12 protein-coding genes are annotated in these 11,665 nt (G+C 47.1%); 8 read left to right on the top strand and 4 right to left on the bottom strand.

Annotated features, from left to right (window positions below; genetic code table 11):
- The 6 genes from WCK19_RS14345 to WCK19_RS14370 form a co-directional block, all read left to right on the top strand.
- On the top strand, window positions 1-315 hold a 315-nt coding region (locus WCK19_RS14345), incomplete at its 5' end, for a hypothetical protein (protein WP_342398077.1).
- 27 nt (window positions 316-342) lie between these two features.
- Entirely contained in the window at window positions 343-1,026 is a 684-nt protein-coding gene (gene cmk / locus WCK19_RS14350; protein ID WP_342398078.1) for a (d)CMP kinase, read from the top strand.
- Window positions 1,027-1,147: 121 nt separating this feature from the next.
- Window positions 1,148-1,840 carry a lysophospholipid acyltransferase family protein gene (locus tag WCK19_RS14355; protein WP_342398079.1) on the top strand — a complete coding sequence of 231 codons (693 nt, stop codon included), beginning with the start codon at window positions 1,148-1,150 and terminating at the stop codon, window positions 1,838-1,840.
- A 1-nt stretch (window position 1,841) separates the two neighbouring features.
- Window positions 1,842-2,348 carry a molybdopterin adenylyltransferase gene (gene mog / locus WCK19_RS14360; RefSeq protein WP_342398080.1) on the top strand — a complete coding sequence of 169 codons (507 nt, stop codon included), beginning with the start codon at window positions 1,842-1,844 and terminating at the stop codon, window positions 2,346-2,348.
- Window positions 2,349-2,354: 6 nt separating this feature from the next.
- The gene (locus WCK19_RS14365) at window positions 2,355-4,049 is read left to right on the top strand and encodes a M1 family aminopeptidase (RefSeq protein ID WP_342398081.1); all 1,695 of its coding nucleotides are present in this window, start codon (window positions 2,355-2,357) and stop codon (window positions 4,047-4,049) included.
- Between the two features lie 94 nt (window positions 4,050-4,143).
- Window positions 4,144-5,358 carry an MFS transporter gene (locus tag WCK19_RS14370; protein ID WP_342398082.1) on the top strand — a complete coding sequence of 405 codons (1,215 nt, stop codon included), beginning with the start codon at window positions 4,144-4,146 and terminating at the stop codon, window positions 5,356-5,358.
- Window positions 5,359-5,471: 113 nt separating this feature from the next.
- Here the strand turns inward: WCK19_RS14370 and WCK19_RS14375 are convergent, their stop codons facing one another.
- The 3 genes from WCK19_RS14375 to WCK19_RS14385 all read right to left on the bottom strand — a co-directional run bounded on the left by WCK19_RS14375 (window position 5,472) and on the right by WCK19_RS14385 (window position 8,184).
- Window positions 5,472-6,095, bottom strand: coding sequence for a PsbP-related protein (locus WCK19_RS14375; protein ID WP_342398083.1), 624 nt, complete (start codon window positions 6,093-6,095; stop codon window positions 5,472-5,474).
- Window positions 6,096-6,442: 347 nt separating this feature from the next.
- On the bottom strand, window positions 6,443-7,408 hold the full coding sequence (locus WCK19_RS14380) for a substrate-binding domain-containing protein (protein ID WP_342398084.1): 966 nt from the start codon (window positions 7,406-7,408) through the stop codon (window positions 6,443-6,445).
- Entirely contained in the window at window positions 7,408-8,184 is a 777-nt protein-coding gene (locus WCK19_RS14385; protein ID WP_342398085.1) for a response regulator, read from the bottom strand. Before WCK19_RS14385 ends, WCK19_RS14380 begins: the two co-directional genes overlap by 1 nt.
- A 427-nt stretch (window positions 8,185-8,611) precedes the next feature.
- On the opposite strand from WCK19_RS14385, the gene WCK19_RS14390 reads away from it, so the two are divergent.
- Window positions 8,612-9,457, top strand: coding sequence for a Sir2 family NAD-dependent protein deacetylase (locus WCK19_RS14390; protein WP_342398086.1), 846 nt, complete (start codon window positions 8,612-8,614; stop codon window positions 9,455-9,457).
- A gap of 52 nt (window positions 9,458-9,509) precedes the next feature.
- On the top strand, window positions 9,510-10,316 hold the full coding sequence (locus WCK19_RS14395; RefSeq protein ID WP_342398087.1) for an SDR family oxidoreductase: 807 nt from the start codon (window positions 9,510-9,512) through the stop codon (window positions 10,314-10,316).
- A 542-nt stretch (window positions 10,317-10,858) separates the two neighbouring features.
- Here the strand turns inward: WCK19_RS14395 and WCK19_RS14400 are convergent.
- Window positions 10,859-11,623 (bottom strand): SIMPL domain-containing protein, encoded by a 765-nt coding sequence (locus tag WCK19_RS14400; protein ID WP_342398088.1) that lies wholly within the window; start codon window positions 11,621-11,623, stop codon window positions 10,859-10,861.
- Between the last annotated feature and the right edge of the window lie 42 nt (window positions 11,624-11,665).

Below are 11,665 nucleotides of genomic sequence, written 5' to 3' on the forward strand. Positions count from 1 at the left end.
CGTCCGTTTGAGCAAAGACGTGAGCAAACTCCGTGGCGCAAACCGGAAGGGGATAACGTACCGGAACGAAGGAGTGGTCACGCTTTCTGGCGGAAACCGGAAGGGGATAGCGAGCGAAGAAGAAATGGCACACCGGAACAAGGCGGAAGTGGGCGACCACCCAGATATGGCACGGGTCAGCCTTCTCATCAAGGTTCGGAACGAGGCGCGGGTCGCCCGCCTGAACGCAGAAGCGGACAACCGCATCGAAGACCCTCCGCTCCTCCCGGCGCCGCACGCAATGGGACTGGGCGCAGACCCGACCGTAAAGGCTAAAAAATCTAAACAGGAGAAATTGTTTTTGTGAAGCGACGCTTACAAATTGCGATTGATGGTACTGCTGGCGTGGGGAAAACTACTATCGGGCAAATGCTGGCAAACATGCTTGCTTGCCCTTACCTTGATACGGGCGCAATGTACAGGGCAGTAGCGCTTTTAACGCTGAGAACCGGAACTAACCCTTCAAATATAGCAGAGTTGGAAAGGCTGTCACAAAATCTAAACTTTGAGGCGAGGGATGTCACTCCCCAAGAAGCAGTTGACGGACGGCAATACACTGTGTTAGTGGATGGAGAGGATGTTAGTCAGGCAATCCGTGACCCACAGGTGGAAAGTATCGTTTCGCAAATAGCGGCAATTTCAGAGGTAAGGGTCGCGCTGGTGCAGAAGCAGCGTGAAATGGCAGAACGCGCCGGAACTATTATCATGATAGGGCGCGATATTGCCAGCGTGGTGTTACCGAATGCCGAACTTAAAATCTTTCTGGATGCCTCTCCCGAAGTAAGAGCGATGCGTCGCAATCGGCAAGCCGGAAGCGGCGAGGAGCAAGCCCGCCAAAATCTTGAACAGCGCGACAAACTGGATAGTCAGCGGGCGGTTTCTCCACTGGTGGTAGCGCCGGGCGCAATTGTAATTGACACTGATAATCTGAATCCTCAGCAAGTTCTGGAGCGAATTAAGGCTGAAATAGCGAAAATACTCGACTGAAAATATATGGTGGGGTAAGCTGAAAAAAGCATGGCAGAGAATTAAATACCCAACGCGGAAGCTTTTACACCAGTTGCTCTATTATTTTAACTGGCTATTAAGGTTTCTGGTGGTATTTGCCGTGAGCGATTGTACCGTTATCGGGCGCGAGAACATGCCGCGTCAGAAAACCGGAGTGCTTGTTACAATTAATCATATGAGCATGTGGGATTTGCCCTTTGCTCAAAATATTTTACCCCGCCCCTACTTCGCCATGACCAAAATCGAATTTCTGAACCTGCCTTTTATCGGTGGGCTAGTACGTCTGATGGGCGCTTATCCGGTCAGGCGCGGCAAGCCAGACCGTCAGGCGTTGCAATTCAGTACCGAGCTTCTGAAAAAAGGTGAATTGGTTCTGTTATACCCAGAAGGACATCGTAGCGACGATTACCAACTTATCGAAGGGCATAGCGGCGCAGCGTTGATAGCTGTCAGTAGTGACGCGCTGGTAGTCCCGGTGGCGGTGATAGGCACAGAGTTCATTGCTCGCAAGCGGCGCGGTGTTTTCTCTCGTCCCAAAGTGGTGGTAAGAATCGGCAAGCCTTATCGCCTTTCCCGGATAACTTCCGATGGGCGAAAAATCAGCCTAGAAGAACTGACTGACCAAATGATGTACAAAATTGCCGACTTATTGCCTCCAGAATATCAAGGCTATTATACCCCTGCTAAAGTGGCAGAGCGGCAAGCGCAACGCCAGCGCGAGGCTTTAGAAGAAAGCGTTCGCCGCGCTAATTCTAGAAACATTAAAAGTCCGGTTGAAAAATACGAGGGTTAGTATGGAGTTCAGAGTTGGCATACTTACGCTGAGTGATAAAGGCTCAAGGGGTGAGAGGCAAGATACCAGCGGACCCGGTCTGCACGATTTATTGACCGAGAAACTAGGCGATTCATTTCGGGTAGAAGCTTACGAAATTATCCCCGATGATAGACTGACTATCGAAGCCAAATTGAAAAACTGGTCGGATGATTTGCGCCTCAACCTGATACTGACTACCGGAGGTACGGGCGTTGCGCCTCGCGATGTAACACCCGATGCCACTCTAAATGTAATTGAGAAACAAGTGCCGGGTATGGCAGAGGCAATGCGTTTTACCAGCTTGCAAAAAACTCCAATGGCAGTTATTTCGCGGGCAGTGGCAGGTATTCGCGGACAAACTCTTATCATAAACCTACCCGGAAGCCCCAAAGGAGCGCGTGAATCGTTAGAGCCAATCCTCCCGGCTCTAGCTCATGCGTTGGAGAAAATCCTTGGCGACACGTCAGATTGCGCCCCAAGTCCGTAAAGAGCGATGAAATTTCGGCTTGTGTTAGTTGTCATACCTCTTATGGGACTGTTGTTGGCTGCCTGTGGCGATAGTGTACAACCGTCTATTACCCTGAGTCCTGCTACTGCTACGCTCAATCCGGTTACTTCTAGCCCGATTACTACTTCTGCAAACTCTAATCCAGCCACACCAAGCCCCACTATTTCTACTGATTCTACTGTGCTATCTGGTAAATTACCTTGGCAACCTGCTACTCCTAACCAAACGGTTATGCGTCCAAATCTGTCGCAACAAGAAAAAGCTATGTTACCCGCTTATAGTGGCGATATAAAGCTGCCTCAAAACCAGACCGCCCCGATTTATAACCTTGCGCTACAACTTGACATAAATGGAGAAGTAGCAAGCGGCTCAGCCAGCGAACAGCTATTTTTTACTAACGATACCGGAGCAACACTGGATAGCCTTTACCTGTGGTTGTGGGCAAACGCGCCAACTGACCCTGCTTATCGAAAGCCGCTTGAGGTTTCAAACATAAGAGTGAACGGGCAATCGGCTGTAACTGTTCTGGCAAATGATGGCGCACAACTGAAAATAAACCTCGATAATCTGCGCCCCGACGCTACAGTGGTGGTAGAACTAGATTTTACCCTTGATTTTCCGCCACCCGGCAAATACGAATATTTCAAATATGATGCCGCTAATCAACTACTTTCTCTGACTTTTTGGTATCCTCAAGTGGCGGTTTACGATACCCGCTATGGTGGTTGGGATAGCCACTCGTATAATGTACAGGGTGATATTACCAATTCACGGGTTTCCTTTTTTAACCTGTGGCTGACTGCCCCTGTTGAAAATGTGATAGTGGCTAACGGTAAAATACTGGATAGCAAAGATAATGAGGATGGCAGCCGCACCAGTTGGATTATTACCGGACCGGTGCGTGATTTGGTGGCTACGCTTAGCCCGCGCTACCAATCCATCAGCCTTAAAGCGGGAGAGACCTTAGTTACCGGGTACTATCTAGAACGCGATAGCGTTTGGGGTGAGCGTGCTGCCGGTTTCGCTGCAAATGCCTTGCTTACTTATAATGCTCTGTTCGGGGTATATCCCTACGCTGAGTTCAAAATGGCGGAAGCGTCCCTTGCAAGTTTTGGCGGCTTTGAGTTCCCCGCCATGATTCTGATTACCACGCGCTATTATAACTATAGCGCCGCTTTGAGTATGGAATATGCCGTAGCGCACGAAACCGCACATCAATGGTGGTACGGGTTGGTGGGCAATGATCAGGTGCAGGAAGCGTGGCAGGATGAAAGCCTGACTCAGTACGTGCCGGTATTTTATTTCGAGCGTTTCAAAAGCAAGGCTGAAGGGCAGCGCATTGTAAGTACATACATGCTCAATGGCTTCCGCAACCTGATAGATTCAGGGCAGGATGCTATTGTGGCTCAACCCGTTTATGCTTGGAAGGATTTTAACCTGTACCTACAAGTGGTTTATAACAAAGGTGGGCTATTCTATCAAGCTTTTCGTAAGGTCTATGGGGATGAAGTATTCGCTCGCTTTACCCGCACTTATCTTGAGCGCAACCGCTATCGTTTTGCCGCTCCCGCTGATTTTCTCGATGCTCTGAAATTTGCCGCCGGAACCGGGCGGGAAGAAACTGTAACTGCGATGTATCGCCACTGGATGCAAGCAAAGGAGGGCGCACAGGATCGCTAGAATCTGCGCCTTTAGATTTTCCTTGACAATATTATATATAATATCTAAAACACCCCTTCGCTTTCAGGGTTATAATTTTTAGGAGTATATTATAGTGGAATACAAAACCAATAAAATAGGCTTGAGCGCATTGGCGCTTGGGCATTTGACCGTTGATATGCAAACCAGTTCGTTGGCGGTAATGATACCTTTTCTTTACGCTACTTTCAAACTGGATTACGGCGCTGCTGCGCTGATTATCACCCTTAACAGCCTCACCTCTTCTTTTATCCAGCCATTATTCGGAATATTGAGCGATAAAAAGCCGCTGGCATGGCTACTACCGCTTGGTTGCGTAATGGCGGCGGTGGGGATGGTATTGGTTTTGTTTATGCCGGACTACTGGTTGGTATTGCTGGCAGTGATTTTCAGCGGACTTGGTTCAGCCGCTTACCACCCGGAAGGCTCTCGCAATGCCAATTATGTGAGTGGACCTAACAAAGCAACAGGGGTTTCCTTTTTCTTTGTAGGCGGTAATTTGGGCTTTACCCTAGGTCCGATATACCTCACTTTTATGGTGGCGATATTTGGCACTCCCGGCGCGTTGGCTTTACTCATACCGGGCGCAATCGGTTTTATCGCGCTTTTGCGGTTGCAACCGCTGCTTTCTCGTTATCGGGCGGCTGCCGTTGCGCGTCAAATTGGCAAGAAAAAAGCTAGAGTGATAGTGTCGAATGGGCAAAGCGTGCGGGTTACAATGTCAATTTTGATGGGTGTTATCAGCCTTCGCTCGGTTATTCAAACCGGAATGGTAGCCTTTATTCCGCTCTATTTTATCAATCAGGAGGGCGGCAAAGAATACGGGGCATTCCTGCTCTCAGCTTTTCTTTTTGCGGGAGCGGTTGGCACTTTATTAGGCGGACGTTTAGCCGACTTGCTCGGCACTCGTACTATTATGATTGGTTCGATGTTAATCACCTTTGCCACTCTGCTACTATTCCTGAATTCAAGCGGGTTTATTCAGGTAATTTCGCTGGCGATTGCAGGCGCTGCGCTTATTTCGGCTTCTTCGCTCACGGTGGTGCTGGCGCAAGCGGCTATGCCCGATAATATCGGGCTGGCATCCGGTTTGACTTTGGGGTTAGGCTTTGGGGCTGGAGGGATAGGCGCGGCAGCTTTAGGCAAATATGCCGACTTTGCCGGTTTGGGGCAAACCATGTTTGTGATTGCGCTTTTGCCGTTAGGGGTAATGTTGCTTAGTTGGCTTTTGCGCCCGGAGAGAAAAGAGCCACAGGTTATTTCGCCGGAGCAGGTTTCTGCCTCTGTGTGAAGTTAATATGAGCCGCTATTTTATATTGTGGAACAATTGCGGTTGGCAATAGCCCAAAGGAAATTATAGCCCTGTCAGAATTGGCGGCTTGCTTGAGAAACCTTTAGCCCTATCTACCAAGCTTTAAAGCTGTTAACTATATTGCTGAAGATATTCGGCGAAGCGAACCCAGCAATAATATAACCACGATTATTTTTAGTTAAATAAACGCTGGTATATATTTTTGACATCTCATGTCCGGCGGTTGCACCTGCCATATTGACATCTAGCCGCAAAGCCGTAACGCCATCAATCGTCAATTCGGTGAGATTTCCGCTTGTGCCGTAAGAGGTACGCGCTGTCAAGAAGTCGCGTGCGTTAGTACCGCTTTCCACTGCATAACTCAGCACATCAATTTTGCTGAAGTTTTGCATTAGGTTGTTGCCGCTATTATCATGGTATAGGCGCGGGTCAATCAATCCGCCCTCTTGCACATCTACTGGAAGCGCCGAAGTAATAGTGGTGACTCCGGCTTTCTCATTTTCCACATTTACTTGCCAATTTGCCGGGAAACTTATAGAGAAATGGTTAAGCTCGTTGCGAAATTCTACATAATTGTCGGATGTATCTGCGCTAATACGGCTGGTATTGAAGAAAAACAGTATAAGAACAGCCAATGCCAGAAGTGCAAGCGCTAAAAGATTCAGTAAATAGAAACCTGCGTAAGTTTTATGGGTTCTAACTTGTTGTACTATCATTTTTACACCCTCACCCTCTACAATGTTTAATTGGGGTAGGTAACCGAGAATAGCCAAAAGCTGTTAATGCTGTATGTATTTAACCAGAAATTTCAACGGGGTGATGTGACGAATTTCACGTTTATGCTGAACTAAATAGTAATTATTATTGTACAGGAATTTGTGATTAAAGCTATACTACTTTTGTACTAACGATGGTCGAAAATTTATGAACCTACCGATATTTTTAATGTTTTCAAGAGCATTGCATCACATTTTATTAATGCACAAAAAACTTAAAAGTTGCCGGGAAACCACCCGCAATAGAGTAAATCAGCAGATACTAGAAACAGAGGCAATGGGTTAAGTTAGCGTGGAATATATACCGGAAACCAATACGGGCGATAGGGGTGGGTTTGCCCATTGTCATTACTATACTCTGTGATAATGTTTTGAGTAGAAGCTGCTTGTAGAAAGTCCACAAATTTTCTAGAAAGATTTATGTCTTGACCGGGGATACTTATATAATTGCGAATCGCCGCTTCATAGCTTATAAACAGAGCGTAATCTTTATCAAAAATGATTTTTGATTTACCTTCTTGACGATTATTTAAGTACACATTTAGGGGTATTATTGTATAACCGTGTGCGTTTTCAGCTATTCGCAATAGCTCAATCATTCCTGCATCTTCTACTTTGTAACCCTTACCGCGTGATGGTATATCGTATTTACCCATCATATTCCAGAGGTTTTCTACCTGACTTGCCAGACCCGGTTCGCGCCCGGCTACAAAATAGAGCGCATTCGAATCGGCGATACGCTGAAGACCTTTCGCCACATTAGGTTGTGCGGCAATTCCGGCGGGGTCATTGGCAGGCGCTATCATTACCAGTTGGCTCCATAGCACCTGTTTTCGTTCTGCGAAAGGCATTTCAAAGGGTAGCGCGGTTGGGGTTGGAGTTGGTTGAGGTGCGGCGGTTGGCGTAGGGTCAGGGATACCAGAAAAGGGTTTAAGTGGTGGTGCTTCTCCTGCGAACTTGAGCAATTCTTCTCCACCGCTAACCAATAACACATCCACCCCGCCCGCTTTAGCATAACGAATCGCTTCGCTGGTATCCACTGGAAGAGCCTTAATTTTTATGTTGTTTTCTTTTTCAAATGTGGGGATAAGTTTTGTGATTAAGCCATCCTGAAGCAGACTCTGGTCAACTGCTACCACAAGCCAGCGGGTTTCGCTCTCTTTCCGCTCAAGCGAACAGCCGCCTAATAAAAATAGTGGCAGAAATAGAAAAAGTACCAGAGTGAGATTTTGTAACCATCGGCAGGAGAACACTACTGTACCTGTTTCTCCTCGCTTAGGCGTAGCAGGGCTGATTGCGCTTTCTCCAGAGCATCTTTAATGATTTTGAGGTATATTTCCTTGCTGGTTTTCGATTCTAAGCTTATTTCTGTATCTTGCGCCACTAGTCCGGTTAACTTATCAACCGCCATCATGGCTACTTTCAGGGGTTGGGTAAGCTCCCCGGTGAACGCGGCAATCACCCCTTGAATTGCTTCAAGTTGGCTTTTTTCCCGCTCGTACATGAGTAGCTCATCCTGAACTTCGGCAACCTTATCCAAAGCTTCCAGCATTTTGTCCTGTGCTGCTTTGATTCGCAGCATGCTAACAATGGTGACTTTCAACTCTTCTTTGGAGATAGGTTTGTTCAGATAGGCATCCACCCCGCTATTAAGGCTGGCAAGCCTAATGCTTTCGATGTTTCCGGCGGCGGTTAGCATTACTATGGGGATGTAGAGCAAGTCATGGCGGCGACGTATTCGCCTTGCCAGTTCCTGACCGTCCATTCCAGGCATCATATAGTCAATACACAAAATATCGGGCGAAAACTCGTCCAACATTTGCAAGCTTTCTTCGCCACTGCTCGCAATTGCTACCTTGTAGCCTTCTTTACGCAACACATAGGCAAGGCTTTCCTGTGTAGCAGAATCATCATCAACCAGCAAAATACGCGCAGGTTCTGTTGCGCGAATCTTAGCCAGATCGTACCTGATTTTTTTGGATTTATTATTTTGAGTTTCTGACTTGTTTTGCTCTTCAGGAACGCTCATTCCCTGAATCTCTCTTGAAATGATTACCAATTTGAAATTTATCATGATAACGGTACTGCAATATATTTACGTATGATACCATTTTTTTAGCGTTTTGCACACTAAAATTAGTTAATATTTGCTACATTATCTGAACAGTGGTCCGTCTTGTGGCAGCACTTGTCCAACATTGTTTCTATTGCTACAATACTCATACAATCCGTCTATTGTGCTTAAGGTGGTTTTACTAACTTCTTTTTATCACACTATGACGGATTTGTGTTGCTTTTTTCTTTTCTTTTTTGTTGTGTGTACTCACTAGGAAGCGTTTGGAATTGGCGCAATATTGGATTACGGGCTAGGCAACCAATTGGAAAGAACGAAACGATAGAAATGTCCGAATATAGAATCATATAGTTAGTTGTAACTTGAATCGAAAGGAACTGCAATGTCGAACGAATACGAGGAAAAATATGTTGCAGCAGCAAAAGCTATAGCGTCTGCACAAGCTCTAATCATAGGGGCAGGGGCAGGAATGGGCGTTGACTCTGGGCTACCGGACTTCCGGGGCGATACCGGCTTTTGGGAAGCCTACCCGGTGTATGGGCAGCATAACAAAAGCTTCTCGGCGATGGCTAACCCTACTTGGTTCAAAAACGACCCGGCAATGGCGTGGGGTTTCTACGGACATCGGCTGGAGTTATACCGCGATACCGTACCTCATCAAGGCTTTCAAATCCTGCGGAAGTGGGGAGAGCGAATGCAGCACGGCTATTTTGTGTTCACCTCCAACGTGGATGGGCAATTTCAGAAGGCAGGCTTTGACTCGGCGCGTATTGCAGAAATACACGGCTCAATTCATCAGATGCAATGTACCGCCAATTGCGGAGTGGGGATAATAGACGCTGCGCCTTTTCAAGTCAACATCAATATGGAGACTATGCGGGCTGCCGAACCTCTCCCAACCTGCCCGAAGTGCGGCGCTTTACTGCGTCCAAATATTATGATGTTTGGGGATTGGGGCTGGGACTCTCAACGTACCCAAAAACAGGAGAACCGCTTGCATAATTGGATGTCGGGATTGCGGAGCGCAAAGGCACAAGTGGTAGTGATAGAGTTGGGGGCTGGTACAGCAATTCCGTCGGTGCGTAGTTTCTGCGAGAATGAAAGTGCGCGTACAGGAACTACCCTAATTCGCATCAACCTACGAGACTACAAAGTGCCTTCAGGAGCAATTGGCTTATCGTCAGGTGCGCTGGAAGCGCTAACCAGACTCGATGTCGCACAAGGCTGAAAAATTACCAGAACATCATAGTAAATTGACGTTTTGCTTAAAGGAGGAATACATGTACCACTACGTCGGGAAAACTGCGCTAATCACCGGAGCCTCTTCTGGTATCGGAGAGGTTTTTGCCAGAGCGTTGGCGAAGCGCGGAATGAACTTAATAATAGTTGCACGTACCGAAAGTAAGCTGAGAAACTTGGCGCACGAATTGAGCAACCAATATAAGGTTAACGTGGACATACTTTCGATAGATTTGGGGAAGCCCGGCGCGGCGCAAAGTGTCCACCAAATTACCCGCGAGGCAGGATGGCGGGTAGATTTATTGGTGAACAATGCCGGATTTTCTACACTGGGCGCATTTGAAACTATATCACCGGAGTTGGAACAGCAGTGTGTGATGGTGAATATAGCAGCCTTACTGGATTTAACCCACGCCTATATTCCTGACATGCTGGAGCAAGGCGAAGGGGCTATTATAAATTTGGCATCGGTACTGAGCTTCGTAGGTGGCGGCAGGCAGGCGACTTATGCCGCCACAAAAGCTTTTGTGTTTTCCCTGAGTCAGGCGCTATGGACAGATTATCGGAAGCGTGGCATACGAGTGTTTGCGCTTTGTCCGGGTCCGGTTTCTACCGGTTTCTTTGATGTGATGGGGTCAAAAGCAAAGCTGAATTTTATGGGGCTGATGGATAAACCAGAAAGGGTAGTAGAGGTTGGTCTAAAAGCCTTTGAGAAAGGAAAACCCTATGAGCTGGTTAGTTGGTTTACAAATGCAACGGCGTTTGCCACCCGAATTTTGCCTCGCACCTTGATGAGCCGGATTGTATATTTTATGACTGTTTTCATCTACAAATCTGATGGGAAATAGCGATAGAAGGAATCAGTTACCGCTAAAAATGCGGGCAAAACCATTAGTAGGGTTCATCAGGCGGCAGGTTTAAGAGCAGCAAAGGGCTGACCTGTGGCACTGGGTACGTCTTCAAGCCCGCCATACAGATATAAATAAAAATGCCTCTTTCCTATAGCGGGAAAGAGGCATCTATAATCTATCAACTTATAAAAAGTGCCGTAAAACCACGCGGCTTTAGCCGCTGTAGATATAAAGCGCACCTTACTCGCGCAAGCGAGCCGTAGTAATCCCACAGTTAGTACGTTTGTTTGTAATTTGAACTCATTTCTGCTATACTCCCCTCGTAGTTTGCACCTAAACAAAATAATAGTGTTAGCGGGTTTCAGGGTAAGTCCTTCCCCTGAGTAAAAGCACTAAGGCTTTTGCGTAAGTGTCATTCAATCACCGGGTCAGCTATACAATCGCTATTCGGTGGAATGTCTGCAACTCTAATTGCTGTAGGACTATACAGCATCGGTGCAATACCGTAGAAGCCCTTTCGCTTTAGCGATAGGGAGTAGTCACTTTATGGCGTAAGTTACCTGCACATTTACCACTACTTTGAACTGACCACCTTCAATAGCTGTAGAAGTATCGCCGCCCCCGGAGGGCATCGCTACTGGTTGCGCCTTCAGATAATCATTTGAACGACTTGTCCCAGTTTCGGCTACATTGATTACGCCCCCTAGCGTAAACCCGCCCGCTTGTGCCAATTGCTCGGCTTTGGTGCGTGCATCTGCCATCGCGCTAACTCGTGCCTGTTTAATCAGGTCAATTTCTTTGTCACGCCCAAAAGTTATACCATAAATCTGGTTTGCGCCCGCTTTGCCAACTTCATCCAGAATTGCGCCTGCTTTGTTTAAATCGCGCACCGTAACTATGATAGTTGAATTAATGTTGTAACCGTCCAGACGGGGAGATTGCCCTTGATTATAAATATAGTTAGGGTTGAGGCTGTAGCCCGAAGTTTGGATGTCCTCATCTTTGATGTTTTGTGCTTTCAGCGCAGCGTTAATACCGTCCATTTTGTCGGCGGCTTGTTTTTGCGCGTCCGTTACAGTTGATGCTTTTAAGGTGACACCTACATTGAAGCTCAATAAATCCGGCTTTACCATAACCCAGCCTTCACCGCTAACCGCTACGCCATTTTGTGAACCTCCGGTAGCTGCACTTTGCGCTTCAGCACTATTGGAAGGTTTGCTGGTAAAGACTAACCCGCCCAACACGCCTGCTATTGCCGCAACCAACACCAAACCGATAAATAAACTTACACGTTTCAGATTCATATAAATCATCCTTTCATGTATTTTTTCACAGTTCCTGTTCTC

This window comes from Candidatus Chlorohelix sp., from assembly GCF_037138995.1.
In the GTDB taxonomy this organism is placed as follows: domain Bacteria; phylum Chloroflexota; class Chloroflexia; order Chloroheliales; family Chloroheliaceae; genus Chlorohelix.